The 17287-nt window shown below is 66.5% G+C and carries 19 protein-coding genes and 1 tRNA gene; 7 read left to right on the top strand and 13 right to left on the bottom strand.

Going from position 1 to position 17287, the window contains the following annotated elements; translation table 11 throughout:
* The first annotated feature begins 112 nt into the window (after nt 1-112).
* Entirely contained in the window at nt 113-841 is a 729-nt protein-coding gene (locus G6N19_RS01325; RefSeq protein WP_013828553.1) for an MPT63 family protein, read from the top strand.
* 23 nt (nt 842-864) lie between these two features.
* Here the strand turns inward: G6N19_RS01325 and G6N19_RS01330 are convergent, their stop codons facing one another.
* Both G6N19_RS01330 and G6N19_RS01335 read right to left on the bottom strand, forming a co-directional pair.
* A complete protein-coding gene (locus tag G6N19_RS01330) occupies nt 865-1953 on the bottom strand; it encodes an NAD(P)H-dependent amine dehydrogenase family protein (RefSeq protein ID WP_013828552.1) in 1089 nt (362 codons plus the stop codon).
* Nucleotides 1950-2984 carry a Rieske 2Fe-2S domain-containing protein gene (locus G6N19_RS01335; RefSeq protein WP_013828551.1) on the bottom strand — a complete coding sequence of 345 codons (1035 nt, stop codon included), beginning with the start codon at nt 2982-2984 and terminating at the stop codon, nt 1950-1952. Before G6N19_RS01335 ends, G6N19_RS01330 begins: the two co-directional genes overlap by 4 nt.
* Nucleotides 2985-3091: 107 nt before the next feature.
* Between G6N19_RS01335 and G6N19_RS01340 the strand changes: the two genes are divergently transcribed.
* Together G6N19_RS01340 and G6N19_RS01345 are read left to right on the top strand one after the other, a co-directional pair.
* Entirely contained in the window at nt 3092-3724 is a 633-nt protein-coding gene (locus G6N19_RS01340; protein WP_013828550.1) for a TetR/AcrR family transcriptional regulator, read from the top strand.
* Between the two features lie 91 nt (nt 3725-3815).
* Entirely contained in the window at nt 3816-4502 is a 687-nt protein-coding gene (locus G6N19_RS01345; RefSeq protein WP_041319737.1) for a cutinase family protein, read from the top strand.
* A gap of 128 nt (nt 4503-4630) precedes the next feature.
* On the opposite strand, the gene G6N19_RS01350 is transcribed toward G6N19_RS01345, so the two are convergent.
* The 7 genes from G6N19_RS01350 to G6N19_RS01380 all read right to left on the bottom strand — a co-directional run bounded on the left by G6N19_RS01350 (nt 4631) and on the right by G6N19_RS01380 (nt 10858).
* Nucleotides 4631-5203: a carboxymuconolactone decarboxylase family protein gene (locus G6N19_RS01350; protein ID WP_193465626.1), complete on the bottom strand. Its 573-nt coding sequence runs from the start codon at nt 5201-5203 to the stop codon at nt 4631-4633.
* A complete protein-coding gene (locus G6N19_RS01355; protein ID WP_013828547.1) occupies nt 5200-5514 on the bottom strand; it encodes a hypothetical protein in 315 nt (104 codons plus the stop codon). The genes G6N19_RS01350 and G6N19_RS01355 overlap by 4 nt, the downstream gene beginning before the upstream one ends.
* A gap of 270 nt (nt 5515-5784) precedes the next feature.
* Nucleotides 5785-6555, bottom strand: a complete 771-nt coding sequence (locus G6N19_RS01360) for a MerR family transcriptional regulator (RefSeq protein WP_193465627.1) — start codon at nt 6553-6555, stop codon at nt 5785-5787.
* A 9-nt stretch (nt 6556-6564) separates the two neighbouring features.
* Entirely contained in the window at nt 6565-8049 is a 1485-nt protein-coding gene (locus G6N19_RS01365; protein WP_193465628.1) for a flavin-containing monooxygenase, read from the bottom strand.
* Nucleotides 8050-8061: 12 nt separating this feature from the next.
* Nucleotides 8062-8982, bottom strand: coding sequence for a ferritin-like domain-containing protein (locus G6N19_RS01370; protein WP_193465629.1), 921 nt, complete (start codon nt 8980-8982; stop codon nt 8062-8064).
* A gap of 29 nt (nt 8983-9011) precedes the next feature.
* Nucleotides 9012-9869, bottom strand: coding sequence for an SDR family NAD(P)-dependent oxidoreductase (locus G6N19_RS01375; RefSeq protein ID WP_408632478.1), 858 nt, complete (start codon nt 9867-9869; stop codon nt 9012-9014).
* Nucleotides 9869-10858: an alpha/beta hydrolase gene (locus G6N19_RS01380; RefSeq protein WP_232062479.1), complete on the bottom strand. Its 990-nt coding sequence runs from the start codon at nt 10856-10858 to the stop codon at nt 9869-9871. The genes G6N19_RS01375 and G6N19_RS01380 overlap by 1 nt, the downstream gene beginning before the upstream one ends.
* A gap of 341 nt (nt 10859-11199) precedes the next feature.
* Here G6N19_RS01380 and G6N19_RS01385 point away from each other — a divergent pair, with 341 nt between their 5' ends.
* Nucleotides 11200-11964: a PE-PPE domain-containing protein gene (locus G6N19_RS01385; protein ID WP_193465632.1), complete on the top strand. Its 765-nt coding sequence runs from the start codon at nt 11200-11202 to the stop codon at nt 11962-11964.
* Between the two features lie 162 nt (nt 11965-12126).
* Here the strand turns inward: G6N19_RS01385 and G6N19_RS01390 are convergent.
* A tRNA-Ile gene (locus tag G6N19_RS01390) sits at nt 12127-12200 on the bottom strand.
* 134 nt (nt 12201-12334) lie between these two features.
* Nucleotides 12335-13237, bottom strand: coding sequence for a sigma-70 family RNA polymerase sigma factor (locus G6N19_RS01395; RefSeq protein ID WP_193465633.1), 903 nt, complete (start codon nt 13235-13237; stop codon nt 12335-12337).
* Between the two features lie 78 nt (nt 13238-13315).
* On the opposite strand from G6N19_RS01395, the gene G6N19_RS01400 reads away from it, so the two are divergent.
* Entirely contained in the window at nt 13316-13699 is a 384-nt protein-coding gene (locus G6N19_RS01400; RefSeq protein ID WP_193465634.1) for a DoxX family protein, read from the top strand.
* Nucleotide 13700: 1 nt separating this feature from the next.
* Here the strand turns inward: G6N19_RS01400 and mddA are convergent, their stop codons facing one another.
* Entirely contained in the window at nt 13701-14444 is a 744-nt protein-coding gene (mddA, locus tag G6N19_RS01405) for a methanethiol S-methyltransferase (RefSeq protein WP_013828538.1), read from the bottom strand.
* A gap of 113 nt (nt 14445-14557) precedes the next feature.
* On the opposite strand from mddA, the gene G6N19_RS01410 reads away from it, so the two are divergent.
* Entirely contained in the window at nt 14558-15421 is an 864-nt protein-coding gene (locus tag G6N19_RS01410) for an alpha/beta fold hydrolase (protein ID WP_013828537.1), read from the top strand.
* Nucleotide 15422: 1 nt separating this feature from the next.
* Here G6N19_RS01410 and G6N19_RS01415 read toward each other — a convergent pair whose 3' ends face one another.
* Complete coding sequence (locus G6N19_RS01415) at nt 15423-16241, bottom strand: carboxymuconolactone decarboxylase family protein (protein ID WP_013828536.1); 819 nt, start codon at nt 16239-16241, stop codon at nt 15423-15425.
* A gap of 39 nt (nt 16242-16280) precedes the next feature.
* Here G6N19_RS01415 and G6N19_RS01420 point away from each other — a divergent pair, with 39 nt between their 5' ends.
* Entirely contained in the window at nt 16281-17285 is a 1005-nt protein-coding gene (locus G6N19_RS01420; protein WP_193465635.1) for a zinc-binding dehydrogenase, read from the top strand.
* Nucleotides 17286-17287: the final 2 nt, after the last annotated feature.

The raw sequence follows: 17287 nt of genomic DNA on the forward strand, positions 1-17287 counted from the left end.
TCCGCGGGGCCGGGCCGGACTCGTTTCCGCGGCGGCCCGGTCGGCGGCCCGTTAGGATTCAGTACCTGAGTACCAATCACCGGGATGCCGCCGAACCGAGGAGTCAGACCACATGAAGTCCATCTCGACCGTCCTGGCAGCCGGCGCATTGGCCGCCGCCGGTGCGTTCAGCACCGGAATCGCCGCCGCGGACGAGCCTGCCCCGGCCACTCACCCGCTCGGCACCCAGGGCACGCTGCCGGAGGGTCCCGGAGTGCACGGCTGGACAGTCGCCGACCTACGGCCCAGCTCGGATGCCATCCCTTACCAACCGCGCGGCACGCTGTGGGAGGCCACCGCCACCGACGAGGCGATCCAGGGCACCGTGTTCCCGATCGTCGCCAATCTCAGTGCCCGCTCCGCCAGCGGCCAGGATTACCAGTCGCTGTTCACCGTGCCCACTCCGCAGGGCATCGTGCCGACCGGCCTGACCCAGGGCCAGAAGACCAGCGGCAAGGTCTATTTCGACGTCACCGGCGACGCGCCGAACAGCATGGTGTATCAGGCCGGCGGCGCCGACCTGATCCGGTGGGTGGTTCCGGCGCCGCAACCGCAGTCCCGGCCGGCCGCGCCGCAGCCGCAGGCTCCGGCCGGAGCCGGATCGCAGTCCCCCGCGAGTGGCGGCAGCCATCGGGCGCCGGCCCCGGCTCAAGGCCCGTCATCGCGCCCCGCCAATCCGGCGCCGGCTTCACCGCCCGTTGGCAGCTCCGGCACGCCGCTACCCGAAGGCAGCTCCGGCACGCCGCTGCCCGATTCGTCGGCGACAGCGGGCGGTTCGGCGGGGACCCCGGCAAGTCCCTGACGCTCGGCCGGGCCTCGGACCGATCAGAGTTTGAAGCGGCCGGCGAAACCCCGCAACGGCAGGTCGGCACTGGTCAACAGGCCCGGACGGGCGGCCACCACCGAACTGATCGCGTTGAGTGCCGGCAGCCCGGTCACGGTCATCCCGATCGAGGCGAAGTTGTCCGGATCGGACAGGTCGACGCCGGGCTTCGGCAAGATCATGTGCTTGTTGTACACGCACGGATCGCCGGTGACCCGGGTGATGTAGCAGCCCTTGATCTTCCAGTTCGGTTCGGTGTACGGGGTCATCTGCCATTCCAGGTGCGTTTCGACGCGCGGCACACCGTCGACCATGCCCTGGTACTTGATGTAGTTGCCGCCCAACGAACCTTTGGGCAAGGTGTACCAGCCCAAGTCGACGTCTTTGGTGCACACCCCCAGCTCATAGCCGAAGGTGACCTCGTCGAGTGTCACGTCGAAGCAGTCGGCCATCATCAGCACGCTGTCTGCGAAGACGCGGGTGAACTTCTCCAGCTTGGCCGGGATCTCCGGATCATCGGCCGGCTGGCCGTAGCCGACCTCGATCCAGGTCTCCTTTGAGTGATGGCATGACACGTCGACCGATTCGATGGTGGTGACGTTCTCGATCTCGGCGACGTCGGCCGCAGCGACCACGCCCAGGATCTGGTTGAGGCCCGGGTTCATCCCGGTGCCGTAGAAGGTCGACCCGCCCTTTTTGCACGCCTCGGCCAGCAGTTGTGTCACCGGCTTCCCCGACGGGTGCGGGTGGTTGTGGTCACGATGCCAGCCGGTGATCCAGTCCGCGGTGGTGACGATGTTGATGCCCGCCTCCAGAACCTTGACGTAGAGGTCCTCATCGGGGAACACGCCGTGGAAGGTCAGCACGTCCGGCTTGGCGGCGATGATCTCCTCGACGGTCCCGGTCGCTATCACCCCGTTGGGCGAGATCCCGGCCAGCTCGCCGGCGTCCTTGCCGACCTTCTCGGGCGAATAGCAATGCACGCCAACAAGTTCGAGATCGGGGCGAGGCGCGATCCGCTTGATCATCTCGGTACCGACATTGCCGGTGGCGACCTGGAACACGCGGATCGGTGCGTCGGATGCGGTCATGCGGGTGAGCCTTTCTGGGCCGTGGCTTCAGCGACCTCGGCAGCACTGCCGCCGATGCCGTCCGGATAGAACTGCTTGGCCCACTGCCGGATTGCGGTGAAGCCCTCGTACTCGGCGCTGGCCAGGGCCGGTGGGTCCGAATAGCGCTGGTGCGACCAGATGTGGATGTCCTGTTCGAATTGGCGGATCACTTCCCGCCCGAACTCGGCGCCCCGGGCCTCGGCGCGCACGGGGTCGGCGCCCGGCGTCCGGCCGATGTAGACCATGAACCGGACGTCGGAGGTGCGGTCGTCGACCGGGGTGATCGCCGAGATGGTGCGGTTGTCGATCATGCCCCAGCTCTTGGTCACCGCGATGCCCAGGCCGCCGTTGATGGCCTCCACCCCACTGTTGACATCTTCGATCCGCTGACCGTCGTCGCCTTCGAAGGTGATGGTGAAGTCCACGTAGGACACCGGTTCCGCGAAGTCGTGGCGGGTGAACACCGGCACGATCGGGGTGCGGTGCACGTATTTGAAGTGGGCGAAATCCACCCCGTTCTCCAGCACATACTGCGGGTGCATCTCGAGAGACTGCCGGTAAAGCCGCTGCTGCGGGTAATAGTCGGCGGCGGTGCGGTCATCGAAACTCGCGAACACGTCGGGCGGGTCGAAATACGGCTCGCGTCGGTCCACGTCATGCCAGATGTAGACCGACTCGTTGCGCTCGACGACCGGGTAGGTGCCGATCCGCCGGCCGCGGTTGGGCTTGTCCTGGTAGGGGATACAGACGTTGCGGCCCTGGGCGTTCCACTGCCAGCCGTGAAACGGGCACTGCAGCACCTCGCCGCAGACGGTGCCGCCGTAGCCCAGGTGCGCCCCGAGATGCTCGCAGTAGGCGTTCATCACGGTGAGCTGGCCGGATTCGGCACGCCAGGCGACCATCTCCTGATCGAAGTACTTCATGCTGTGGACCTCGCCGATACCGATCTCGTCGGACCAGGCGACCTGAAACCAGCCGGTCGGCTTCATCGACAGCGGCGGTTTAGCCATGCGCAAATGTCCTCTCCGAAGTCTCGACCGGGCCGACTTCCGCAGCATAGTTCGACCCGCACCAGAATCATAGTGGGTGCTATGGAAATGTTGCTAGGATTCCCGGGATGACGCAACCGGCGCCACGGCGCAGCAACAAGCGGGGGCTGGCGACCCGCGAGGCGATGCTCGACGCCGCAGTGCGCTCACTGGCCACCGGCGATCCGGGAGCGGTGTCGGCCAGCCGGATCGCCAGGGAGAGCGGCGCCACCTGGGGTGCGGTGCAGTATCAGTTCGGCGACGTCGACGGCTTCTGGGCGGCGGTGCTGCATCGGACCGCCGAACGCCGCGATGCGGCGATGTCGGCATTCGCCGGTGTGAAAACGGATGCGCCGCTGCGGGATCGGGTCGCCGCGATCATCGACACGCTCTATGACGGGTTGGCGTCGCAGGATTCGCGGGCGATCGAGAACCTGCGGGCCGCGCTCCCGCGCGATCACAGTGAGCTGGAACGGCTGTACCCGCGCACCGCGGCGGAGTTGTTCTCCTGGGGCAGAAGCTGGCTGCAGACCTGCCACAGCGCGTTCGCAGGCCTCGGGGTCGACCCACAGCGGGTGCGCGAGGTGGCCGCTCTCATTCCGGGTGCGATGCGCGGGCTGGTCTCCGAGCGCCAACTGGGCTCGTACGCCGATCTCGAGGAGGCCCGCCGCGGACTGACCAACGCGCTGGCGGCCTATCTCGAAGAGTCGCGGGTCAGCTAAGGCGGCGCGACGCGCCGTCGCTGGACGAGGTGTGTCGACCGAGTCCGACTCGGTGGCGACGGTGCGTCGGCGGACCACTACTATCCACTTCGTGAGCGTTTTTTCGGCCCGCCGATTGCGACTCGCAAGTCGGGTCACTGTGCTGGCGGCAGCCCTACTGACCGCCCCCGTCGTGATCCCCGCCGGGGCACCCGGCGCGGTTGCACCGGCCAGCGCGGCCTGCCCCGACGTCGAAGTGGTCTTCGCCCGTGGGCGTTTGGAATCGCCCGGGGCCGGCGCGGTCGGCAACGCGTTCGTCAGCGCGCTGCGCTCCAAGACCTCCAAACACGTCAGTCTGTATGCGGTGAACTACCCCGCTGACAATCAGATCGACGTGGGCGCCAACGATATGAGCGCCCACATCCAGAACACGATCAACGGCTGCCCGAACACCCGCATTGTGGCGGGGGGCTATTCACTGGGCGCCGCAGTCACCGACGTAGTGCTTGCCGTTCCCTTCCAGGCGTGGGGCTTCACCAATCCCCTGCCACCCGGCGCCGACGAGCACATCGCCGCGGTCGCACTGTTCGGCAACGGCAGTCAATGGGTCGGTCCCATCACGAACTTCAACCCGATCTACAACGATCGGACCATCGAGCAATGTCATGGCGCCGACCCGATCTGCAACCCCGCCGACCCGAATACCTGGCAAGAGAATTGGCCGCAACACCTGGCCAGCGCCTATATCTCGGCAGGGATGGTCAACGAGGCTGCGGACTTCGTCGCCGGAAAGCTGTAGCCGGCGCCCACGATCTCGGCGGCGTTACGGCCCGGGCCGCATATTGCACCATGCGATGCACCACGATGGCGTCGACGCCGACGAGTTCGGTGTGACGCTCAGCCTCCTGCGAGGCCGCCTGCGGTTTGCTAGGCGTAACCGCGCTTCACCAGATGGCGTGCACCGGCCTGCATCGCAGCCGGGTCGGCCACCTCGAAGTCGAATGCGTTGGCCAACCGGTCGGTGACGTTGAAGACCAGGCTTACCGCCAGGGCGTCTTTCACCTGCTCAGGAGTAACGCCGGCCGTCAGTACGGCTCGCACGTCATCGGCATCGATGCTGTGCTCGCGCGTGAGCTTGCCGAGCAGGCGAAGCGTCGCCCGCAGCGGCTCGGCGATCGGAGCCGTCTCCAGATCGGCGAGTGTGGCCGCGGCCGTCGCGTCGTCGTAGCAAATGTTGGAGGTGGCGGTGTGCGCGGCGACGCAGAACGGGCACTGGTTGACCTTGGAGACATAAGCGGCCATCAGTTCCCGCTCCCCGATGGACCACGCCGACGGCCCGCGCATCGCCTCGTTGGTGAGGGCACCGCCGCCGTAGAACTCCGGGCGATAGAAGGCCAGCTTGACAGCGTCGACGACGGGCTGGCGCGACACCAGCCGAATGATTCCCAGCACGGCTTTGGTGCGCAGGCGATGTCCGTGATCAAGGATGGCGAGTCTCATGGCTTGCCCCGTTCGCCGGCGGCGGCCAACGCTTCCAGCGCGCTGGTGTACTGGCGTGTCGCCTGGCCGACGGCGGCGCACACCACGATCTCGAAGATCTGGTCCTCGCTCAGGCCTGCCGCGCGGGTGGCGGAGATGTCCTCGTCGGTCACCCGGTAGGACCGAAGCGCCACCGTGTCGATCAAGGTGCTGATCGGTTCGTCGAGCCCGGTGTCTTCGAAAGCGGCCCGGCGCAGCTCAAGCGGCGCAGTTGCATTGGTGTCGAAGACGCGTGCGAGTAAGGCTTGGTGCAACTCTGTGATGTCGGACATGGTGTTTGCAGACCTTCTATTCCAGGGCTGTCGGGAACGCCGGCCACCCCGTTCACCACCGGGCGAACGGATCGGCGTAGCGAGATCGGGGCATGTCCACCGGATACCCGCGCCACCACCGTCATCAACCATCCGGTCAGGTTGTCGACGCCGCCGACATCGGGCCAGCCGCAGCCCGGCCTCCCGCACCGCGCCGTCGGCTTCGGCAAGCGACCCCAGCATTCGTCAGCCGACGTGAACGTGACAAGGCCTTCAGGAATCCGGGGTGCGTCAGGGGCTCTCTTCCAGCCGAGCGCCGTGCTCGTTGCTCTCCTGCCGATACTGTCGCAACTCGGCCCGCACCGCTGCATCGAACGCGCGGTCCAGACTGGCGTGCGCTGCCCGCCTGGCCACCCGGCGCATGGCATCGACCAAATCGGCGGCCCAGGCGAGTTCGTCGTCGTTGGCGGGTAACCACCCAGCCCCCCGCTGGCGCACCACCTCCGAGTAACCGCTGCGAGTGAGAACTCGGGCCGCTTCGTCCAGCTTCTTGTCGACGGCGCTCGTGGCCTTCAGCAGTGCCGACAATGGCATACCACGCGAGATCAGCGTGGCCAGGTCATCGACGAGGCGCAGATCGATCACCCGGTAGTTGTTGTCGGTGGCGCTCGGCTCGATCACTCCGTCATCGGCGAGCCGACGCAGCATCGGGTCGTCCAGGCTGCCGAGCCGCGTTTCCAGCTGTTCGCGGGTCATAGTCTGCGACACCGGGTTCGACCACGGCGCAGTCACCAGCTCGCCCAGATCGGCCAGATCCAACACCTCGACCAGATCCTCGCCGCGTTGCAGACCGGTGAGGAACTTCAGGATGTGCTTGACCGTGAAGCCCTCGCCGAGCAAGCGAATGATCGCCTTCAGCTGCTTGAGGTGCCGGTCGGTGTAGATCGCGACGCGGCCCCGGCGCTGCGGCCGGGGCAGCAGACCGTTCTCCTGGTAGACCCGAACGTTGCGGGTGGTCGTTCCCGCCTCCCGTGCGAGGTCGTCGATCCGGTACTCGGCCACCAGTGCAGCCTATGTGCTCAGAACCGGGTCGCGGCTGGTCTCGGCCACAGTGATCTTGAACTCCTTCAAGTCAACCGTCTTGAGCTGGTTGACGTATTGGGTGGCAAACCCCGGGAACATGGTGGCGTTGAAGCCGTCCTCGGTCAGATACCAGCTCTGGCATCCGGAGTTCCAGGTGGTCGATTCCAGGCGCCGCTGAATGTCCTTGTTGTAGCGGGACTGCACCTCGGGCCGTACATCCAGCGACTTCCAATCGAACTGCAGCAGTTTGGAGATCGCCCCGACGATGTAGTCGATCTGGGCCTCCATGTAGACCAGCGCTGAGTTGTGGCCGGGACCCGAGTTCGGACCGAAGGTGAAGAACAGGTTCGGATAACCCGATACCGCGACGCTGCGGTAGGCGTAGGCGCCGCGGCTCCATTCCGAAGCCAGATCGCGACCGTCCAGGCCGGTGACCGGGAATGGGGTCCCGGCCTTGGAAACATCGAAGCCGGTGGCGAATACGATGGCGTCGAATCGGTGCTCGATGCCCTCAACGGTGCGGATTCCCTTGGGCGACAAGCGGGCGATAGGCCAGGTCACCAAGGTGCAGTTGTCCGCCTGCAGTGCCGGGTAGTAGTCGCTGGTCATCAGCAGCCGCTTGCATCCGGCCGAGAAGTCCGGTGTCAGTTGGCGACGCATCCAGGGGTCCTTCACCTGCAGACGCAGATTGGCGGTGCTGAGGGCTTCGACGAGCCGGGTCAGCGGGGTGTCCCATACCACCCCAAGGGCTACCGACTCGTGGCCCCAGTACCAGGCGGACCGCATCAGCTTCTCGGCCAGCGGCACGTTCTTGTAGACCCATTTGAGCGGACCGCTGGTCGAGGTGTTGACCTTGGGCAGCACCCAGCCCGGCGTGCGCTGGAACACCTTGACCGACTTGGCGACCTTGACGAGCTCCGGAATGATCTGCACACCGCTGGCGCCGGTGCCGATGACGGCGACCTTCTTGCCGGCGAAGTCGTAGTCGTGATCCCAACGGGCGCTATGGATCTTGCGGCCCTGGTAGTCGTCGATTCCGGGGATATCCGGGAGGCTGGCATTGGCCAGCGGGCCGGAGGCCACGATCACGGCACGGGCCCGCACCGGTTCCCGATCCGCGATGTCGATCGTCCATTCGCCTGCCTCGGCGTCATAACCGAGCGCGGTCACGTTGTGCTGGAATCGGATATGTGGGGCGATCCCGGCGGACGCGACCATCCCGTCGATGTAATCGAGTATCTCAGCGCTACCCGAATACGTCTGCGACCAGTCGGGGTTGAGCGCAAAACTGTAGGAGTACAGCCGTGACGGGATATCACATTGCGCGCCGGGATAGGTGTTGTCCCGCCAGGTGCCGCCGACACGCGAATCACGTTCGAAGATCACGAAATCGGTGATGCCCTGATTCTTGAGGCGAATGGCGGCGCCGATGCCGGCGAACCCGGCGCCGACGATGGCTACAGATATCGTCATGCGACTGCTCCTTCAGGCGACCGGCTCATAGGTCAGTTCCCGCGACCAACTCGGCTCGTGGCGGACCAATGACGCCGGGATGAGTCCCGTGACCTTGACCAGTGAGTCTGCCAGCCAGTGGTACTTCGAGCTGCGGTCGATCACCTTCTTGCCGTGCCAGGAGATCAACCGGTACATCGGCACCCGGCGGGCGAATGCGCTTCGTTCACCGACGTTTTGGAACCGGCGCATCGCCTGGTAGAGCCGTTCCTCATTGACACCCATCGCCACGATGTTGTCGCGCATCTTGTTCAGCAGCGGGAAGTAGCTCAACGTGCCGATCACCAGCGCCGGGTTCACCCAGCTGCCGACGAGCTCGACAGCCAGCTTGCGGATGCTGGCGTGGCCCAGGATGTCCATCACCTCGAAGTCGACCGCCAGATGACGCGATTCGTCGGAGTTGATCCGCTTGAACACCTCTTGGGCCACCGGGTCTTTGACCTCGTCGGTGATGAACTTGATCAGCGCGCCGTCGAGGGCTACTTCCAACATGGGGATGACGGTGCCCAGAATCGACAACGACATGCCGTCGGAGAACTTGTCGAGCCAGGTGATCACCAGCTGCACGTTGACGCTCGGCGGCGGGACTTCGTCGTCCTCCAGCATGCCCCACCGTCGCATCAGCGCGAGCTCGGCGTTGGCGTGCTTCTGCTCCTCGGCGTGGAAGTGCTCGTAGATGCTCTTCAGTGTCGGGGTCGGCGCCTTCTTGGCCAGCGCCGCGAATCCGCGGGCACCAACGTTCTCGATCCACATCAGGTCGGTCATGAACGGTTTGAGCTTGGCCCACAGCTCCGGCTCGATGAGCTCGGCTCCCGGGGCATCCCAGTCGATATCGACCAGAGCCCATTGCTTGTCCTTGATCTTCTGCAGCATGTCGTCCAGGTCCATCGCCATGATCGGCTGTATTCCTTTCGTGAGACGGTTCAGTTCTTGGGAAGGACGCGGCCGAGCAGGCCGGCGCCACGGGCATACAGCGCGGGGAAATGTCGCTTGAGGTGCCAGATGACGGTGGCGTCGAACTGTGGCACCACATACAGCCGCCCGCTGTCGTGCGCGTCCAGCGTGCGCGCCGCGACACTGTCCGCGGACAATCCGGTCCAGCGGGCCAGCTGCTGGCTGAGGCTCATCGAGCCGGGAGTGATCCGGCCGTCGGTGAAGACGTTGGTCTTGACGAAGGTCGGGCACAACATGGTGACCGCGATGTCGGTCCCATCGAGTTCGGCGGCCAGCGTCTCCGACAGCGACATGACGCCGGCTTTGGACACGTTGTAGGCCGCCATCGAGGGCGCGGCAGCGAATCCTGCCGCCGATGCCACGTTGATGATCCCGCCGCGGCCGGCCTCGCGAAGGATCGGTGTGAAGATCTCACAGCCGTGGACCACTCCCCACAGGTTGATCCCGAGCGCCCACTCCCAGTCCTCGAAGCCGATGTCGCCGACCGGCTTTCCCCCGATGCCGACGCCGGCATTGTTGATCACCAGGGTCGGCGCACCGCCGAAGACCTCCAGGGCATGCCGGGCCAGCTGCTCGACTGCGGCACGGTCGGATACATCGCACTGCACCGCATGTCCGATGCCGGTGGGAAGCTGCTCGATCAGCGCCACGGTCTCGGCCGCGCGGGCGGCGTCGATGTCGGCGCAGAGGACGTCGCCGCCGCGGCGGACCAGTTCCAGGGCGAAGGAACGTCCGATACCGCTGCCGGCACCGGTGACCACCGCCTTGGCCTTGACCGAGCGCCGGTCGGTCCGGAAGGCGTTGAGCACCGTGTCGATGCCGAAGATCACGACACCCCCTCGAGGGCGTCGGATCGCTCGTCGCCGTAGGCATCGGCGATGAAGGCCGCCGCCCGCCGCAGCGCCGATGCGGCTTCCGGCGCCAGCCGAGGCAGCGCTTGGAAGACGTGCACCATCCCCGGCCAGATCTCCAGGGTGCTCGTTGCGCCGGCCCGGCGCAGTTCGGCGTCCAGGTACCGTGCGTCAGCGCTGAGCATCTCGTATTCACCGACCTGAATGAGCGTCGGCGGCAGCCGATCCGCTCGAGCGAAGTCGAGCCGGAGACGCGGGTCGGCCTGGTCATGTCCGCGCATGTAGAGGCTCACCATGCGGCGCGCGGCGCGGGCCGACATCGCCGGGTCGCGGCGCACCACTTCCTGCTGTAGGGCCAGACCCAGGCTCAGGTCGATCAACGGCGAGAACAGCACCACAGCGGCGGGCCGGAAATGCGGGTCCTCGGCGTGCGCGAGCAACATGTCACAGGCCAGGTGACCGCCGGCGGAGTCCGCACCGATCACGATGTCGGATGCTGCATACCCCTGGGCCAATAGCCACCGGTAGCCGGCTTCGACATCGTCGGCCGCCGCCGGAAACCGGTGCTCGGGCGCCAGCCGGTAATCCACCACGAACATCGGTAGGCCAGTGGCCTGTGACCATCGCGCGACCAGCTTGCGGTGGGTCCGCGCCGAGCAGATCACGTAGGCACTGCCGTGCACGTAGTAGCCGGCGCGCTTGCCGAACTCCACGCCCGGTCCGAGCACCCACTCCCCGCGCAACCCGGGACCGGTCACCGGCACGATCCGTGTGCCGCCGGGCATCGACCCGAACGCCGCCATGATGGTGGCGATCAACCTGCGTCCGAACCAGACACCGGGTCGATTCATCGGGATCGCGCTGGTGAGACATCCCAGCGTCCAGCGGGTGGTGGCTGACAGCACGGCCCGCAGGGGCGCACGGGTGGGTATGGCGGGCAGCGCCGCGCCGTGGGGTTCCGTCACGTTTGAGATGACATCACTGATTGTGCCATTTGTCAATGGCATAGTTAACCGCGGTAAAGCTCAATAGTCCTTTTCCATGGACGTTCGTCCGCTTATCTTCCGCTTATGTTCCAGAGGCCATTCACTTAGTGCATCAGGAGACTTGGCATCGGTAATCGGTGGGCGATTATTTCGATTCCGGGGACTAAATTGACGCCACCGGCAATAATCCGTATGTCGGCAACCGGTGCCGCCACAGCAGGATTCACATCTACACCGGGGAGGTGTCGATCGATGTATTCACATGCCGAGCAGAACAGCCGGACGACATCATCTGGGATCTTTGCGAAAAAGGGGGAGCTATGAAGCGACTGATAATCGGCGCCGCGCTGTGTGGCGCCGCGATGGCATTCGCCGCCACAGCCAACGCAGCCGACGAGAATAACTACGAATTCCTCTACGGCTCGACCGACGCGTTGGTCCTGGGCCCGACCGGGATCCCGACACCGAGTGCCAACTACATCAGCAACGGGATCGACCTGTACTTGGAACCGCTGGGGTACCAGGGCACCGTTGCATCGTCGGAGGCGCTGACGCTGCCCAACTCTTATGACTTCTTCGAGAGCGTCCCGGGCGGCGAAAAGATCCTCATCGACGCGATCCTCACCGACTACAACGCCGGCGCGATGGGCTGCGATGACGCAGGCGTGTGCACCGATCCGCTGACCATCTTCACCTACTCCCAAAGCAGCCTGGTGGCCGCCCACGCCCAAGATGACCTCATCGAAGCGGGCGTGCCCACCGACGCGTTACGTTTCGTGATGCTCGGTGCCAACCCCGACGCCGTCCCCACCAACTTCTACGAAACCCAAATATTCAACATCGACGGCGACATCTTCACGAACAACGTGTACGAAAGTTGGTGGGACCTGCTGTTCGGCGGGAACACAAGCTTTGAGGATGTGCTGATCGGGTTGGCCCTCCACAACTCCTACCTCGGCTTGACCGAAGCCCAAATCGACGCTGCCACATCAGTTACCGAGGGAATGACCACGATCAACGAGATTCCGACGCTCACCATCCCGGAGCTGTTCCAAGCGTTGCTGGCTTCGTTCTTCAACGTGTAACCGCGCAGCGGGCTTGCGGCAGGCACGACGTCACAAGCCGGTGACGCGATTGCCGAACCACGACGGGGATGACTGCGGTGATTCCGGCCGCCGAGCCGCGGCCGGAATCACCGCAGTCAGGACACCCGGCCGGGGAACTGCGCGACGTATCGGCCTTTACGGTGGGGCGGGCGGGGCTCGAACCCGCGACCAACGGATTATGAGTCCGCGGCTCTAACCGACTGAGCTACCGCCCCCGGCACCAACTAGCTGCGGATGACTGTCCCGCAAGATCGTCGGTCGGCGTCGGCGCGAAGCCTCCGCACGACCAAGACATTAGCGCGCGGGATGACCGCCGACCACGCCCCGGTGCGCCCCAACAGTCCGACGTTCACCTCCGTGGCCGCTGATGGGCGCTGGCGGGCGCTTGGGGATCCTGCGGCAGATCCATGCCGGCCAGCCGCGCCGGGTCCGCGATCGAGACGATGCCCACCAGGCGGCCGGCTCGCACAGTGCAGGCCATCAAGCTCAGCGGCCGGCCTGTCGGCCCCCAGGCCAGGATGCCTGGTTCGCCATTGACCAGCACGCGACGAGCGGTGATCCGCGCCCCCTGGCCCCGGCGAACCGCCTCCGCGATCGCGGAGGACCCCGTCATGACCGTCACCCCGCGCGACGTGTGTTGACGCCATGTGACGTCGGGGTCGAGCACCCGCAACAGGGCGTCGAAATCGCCTCCCTGCGCGGCCGCCAGAAAGGCGTCGACGACCTCTCGCTGCGCCCGCCGGTCCCCCGCCGGCTGCGGCACGTCCTGCACCTTGCGGCGCGCCCTGCTGGCGACCATCTTGGCCGCGTCGGCCGACCGTCCGAGGAGCTGCCCGATCTCGGCGAACGGCACCGCGAACATGTCGTGCAGCACGAACGCAAGGCGCTCATCGGGACGCAGCGATCCCAGCACAACCAGCAGCGCCAGGCCGACCGACTCCGACAGCACCGCGGTGTCTTCGGGGGTCTCGGCGTCATCGCTCACCACGAGTTCCGGAAGATCCTGATCGATCGGGATCTCGGGCCGGGAAGCACGCGACCGAAGGGCGTCGATGCAGATGCGGCCGGTGACGGTCGTCAACCATCCCGGCAGGTGGTCGATTGCGTCGGCGTCCTGACGGGCGAGCCGCAGCCATGCCTCCTGCACGGCATCTTCGGCATCCGACCACGAGCCCAGAACCCGGTAGGCCAGGGCCCGCAGCCGAGGACGATGCTGCTCGAAAATCTCGGCCAGCTGCGACTCGCTCGTCATCGGTTACCTCTCGTCGTACCGGTCCGTCATAGGTGATGACGAGCCTCACCCGACCGACGTAACCACGAAGGAGCAGCCATGAATACCACCCTGTGGATCATCGCCGGTGTCGCCGCCGCCGGGTATGCCATCGGCGGCGCGATCCTGTTGCTGATGCCGAAGGACAAGTACCGGTCGCTGGGCACCAACCAGCACTGGGTCGACGACTTCACCACCGGCCACTTCAAGGCCATCGGCACGATCAAGCTGATCGCTGCGCTCGGTCTTGTCCTGCCGGCGGTCCTCGGCGTGGCACCGCTGCTGGTGCCGATCGCCGCCTGCGGCCTGATGCTCTTCATGGCCGGGGCCGCTACGACGAGGTTCCGGCGCAGCGAGTGGGGACTCATGGCCGGCGACGCGATGTTTCTCGCCGTGTTCGCCTTCCTCGCCTGGGGGCGGTTCCTCCTGCAGCCGTTCGCCTGAACTACCGCGACGCGACGTCGCGCCTGGGGACCGGAATCAGCATCCGCACCCGGCGACGGTACTGCCGATATTCCTCACCGAGCATCCCCGACAGATCCCGTTCCTCCAGTTGCAGCGCGATCAGGATGTAGCCGGTGGTCGCCGCCGCGAACAGCAGGTGGCCGGCGGTCATGGTGGGCGCGGCCCAGAACGCGATCACGAACCCCAGCATCAGTGGGTGGCGCACCACCCGGTACAGCGCCGAGGCGCGGAATCCGACCGGCCGATAGGGCCGTTCGCGCCACGCGAGGTAAACCTGTCGCAGCCCGAACAGGTCGAAGTGGCTGATCATGAACGTCGACGCCAGCGCGATCGCCCAACCGATCCAGAACAGCACCCACAGCGCGGTCCGCCCCACCGGCGACGCGACATCCCAGATGATCGGCGGGACCGGACGCCACTGCCAAAAAAGCAGGGCCAGAACGAGATTCGACGCCAGAACGTAGGTGCTACGTTCGATGTCCGGCGGTACCAGTCGCGTCCACCATCGCTTGAACGCCGGTCGCGCCATCACGCTGTGCTGCACGGCGAACAAGCCCAGCAACAGCACGTCGACCACGATCGCTCGGGCGATCGGCGCCGGCGGGCCGTGGTTTACGGTGCGCGGCACCACGAGGTCGCCGACGAAGCCGACGGCGTAGAGGAAAACCGCCAGGAAGACCAGATAGTTGAGCACCGCGTAGGCCAGTGCGAGAAATCGGGCCATGGCGCCCTCCCCAGCCGGTGAGTCCCCCATCGTAGTCCGGAAACAAGCAGCTCAACAAGGGTTTTTGCTGGGCAAGTGAGCAGCGCCAATCGGCACCGGCTTACGATCCCACCATGACCGCGGAAACGTTCGTCACCCACACACCCGGCGATGTCCGGATCATCGCCGACCGTCACGGTGATCCCGACGCACGCGCGGTGGTGTTCCTGCACGGCGGCGGGCAGACCCGGCGCTCGTGGGGCCGCGCGGCCGCCGCGGTGGCCCAGCGTGGCTGGCAGGCCATCACCGTCGACTTGCGTGGCCACGGCGAATCGGATTGGGCGAGCGAAGGCGACTACCGGCTGGTCAGCTTCGCCTCCGACGTTAACGAGGTGCTGCGCACGCTGCCGCCGGATCCGGTGGTGGTCGGCGCCTCCCTGGGCGGGTTCACCGCGATGCTGCTGGCCGGCGAGCTGGCGCCCGGCGCGGCCAGCGCGGTGGTGCTGGTCGACATCGTGCCCAACATGGATGCCTCCGGCGCCGAACGGATTCAGGCGTTCATGGCCGAGCGGATGGATTCGGGTTTCGACTCCCTCGACGAGGTCGCCGACGCGATTGCCGCCTACAACCCGCACCGGCCCCGCCCCGCCGACCTGGAGGGCCTCACCACCAACCTGCGCCGCCGGGGAGACCGCTGGTATTGGCACTGGGACCCGAAATTCGTCAGCGGCTCAGACGAGTTCTCGCCGCTGGAGATCCACGACGTCGACCGGCTCAACGCCGCGGTGGGCAATATCCTCGGCGACGGCGTGCCGATGCTGCTGGTGCGCGGCCAGCTCAGTGATCTGGTCAGTGCCGAGAGCGCCGAGCTGTTCCTGACCCGCTTCCCGCAGGTGGAGTTCATCGACGTGGCCGGTGCCGGGCACATGGTCGCCGGCGACCGCAACGACATCTTCGCCGACGCAGTGTTGGGCTTCCTCGCCCGTCACACCGACTGAGTCAGCTGAAGACTGTCTGGCCTTCCGCGTTGAGCAGGTAGGGCTCGGTTCCGTCGGCGACCCGCGGCGCATCGGCACCCAGCGACACCGCGATCTTGTTGCCGGCGTTGCGCATCACATCCAGCGTCAGCTCGATGATCTGGTCGTCGGTGAAGTGTCGGCGTACCCCGGCGGCGACGTCGGCATCGATGCGCGCCGGCGTCCAGATCAGCGCGTCGACGTAGCGCAGCGCCGCCTTCTGCGGCTCGCTCAGCATCCGGGAGGACTCGAAGCGTTCGATCTCGTCGTAGAGCCTCTCGGATCCGCCGGCGTCCAGGGCGGTCGTCTCCCGCAGCGACTTGCACAACCGGCAGTTGTGCTGGGCCGCACCGCGCAACCGGACCACCTCGGAGGTCACCGCGTCCAACGACCGTAGCCGGGCCACGGCGGGCATGAACCGGTTGAACAACGCCTCGCCCGGGTGGCTCGAGTGGTCCCACACGATGTCCTCCGACCACGACACCGAAACACCCACCGCTGCTAGCCCGGCACGCACCCGCGGCACGAAGTCGGCGATGTACATCTGCACCACGGCGTCAAAGGCCGCGTCCCCCAGGGCGTCTCGCAGCCGGTCACGCTGGTCTTCGGTGATCACCGAAACGTCGACGCTGAACTGTTCGGCGAACTCGGCCACCGCCGGATCGGCCCCGAGCCGGTCACCGTCCACCTCGGCCGGCAGCGGCGGCAGGCCCAGCGTGCGGGCGCACACCGCCCGCACCGCTGCGCCGACGGCACCGCCCGACAACGCCACCAACGCGTTCAGCTCAGCGAGAACGTCCATGGCAAGGATTATGGACCCAACGGCAATAGGCTGAAACCCATGCGCGTCGTCGTCATCACCAAACACGGGCCTCCCTCGGTGCTGCAGGTGCAGGATCGCCCCGACCCGCTGCCACCGGCGAGCGGCCAGGTCCGTATCGCGGTACGTGCGGCGGGAGTGAACTTCGCCGACCACCTCGCCCGGGTCGGGCTGTATCCGGATGCGCCGAAGGTGCCCAGCGTGGTCGGCTACGAGGTGGCCGGGACCGTCGAAGCGGTCGGTGACGGCGTGAATCCGGCACGTATCGGCGAGCGGGTGCTGGCCGGCACCCGCTTCGGCGGGTACGCCGAGATCGTCAACGCCGACGCCGCCGACACCGTGGCGCTGCCACCGTCGATGAGCTTCGAACAGGGCGCTGCGGTACCGGTGAACTATGCGACGGCGTGGGCGGCGCTGCACGGCTACGGGTCACTGCAGGTCGGCGAACGCGTGCTGGTGCATGCGGCCGCCGGCGGCGTCGGTATCGCGGCGATCCAGCTGGCCAAGGCCGCCGGCGCCGTCGTGGACGGGACCTCGTCACCAGGTAAGCATGCACAGCTCGAAGCACTGGGCATCGACCGCGCCATCGACTATCGACGCAACGGCTGGTGGAAAGGGCTGCCGCCCTACGACATCGTGCTCGATGGGCTCGGCGGCACCTCGCTGCGGCGGTCGATGGCGTTGTTGCGCCCCGGCGGACGGCTCGTCGCCTATGGCCTTTCGTCGCTGCAACAGGGCGAGAAGCGATCGCTGCGCCGGGCGGCCCCGCAGGCGCTGGCGATGCTGCGCGGCTTCAGCCTGCTCACTCAGATGGAGCAATCCAAGACCGTGATCGGCCTGAACATGCTGCGACTGTGGGACGACCGCGGCACGCTCGAACCCTGGATCGCACCGCTGTCGCAGGCGCTGGCCGACGGCACCGCGGCGCCCATCGTGCACGCGGCGGTGCCGTTTGCGAACGCCCCCGAGGCCCACCGCATCCTGGCCGCGCGGGAGAACGTCGGCAAGGTGGTGCTGGTGCCCTGAAC

Source organism: Mycobacterium novum, assembly GCF_010726505.1.
GTDB lineage: Bacteria > Actinomycetota > Actinomycetes > Mycobacteriales > Mycobacteriaceae > Mycobacterium > Mycobacterium algericum.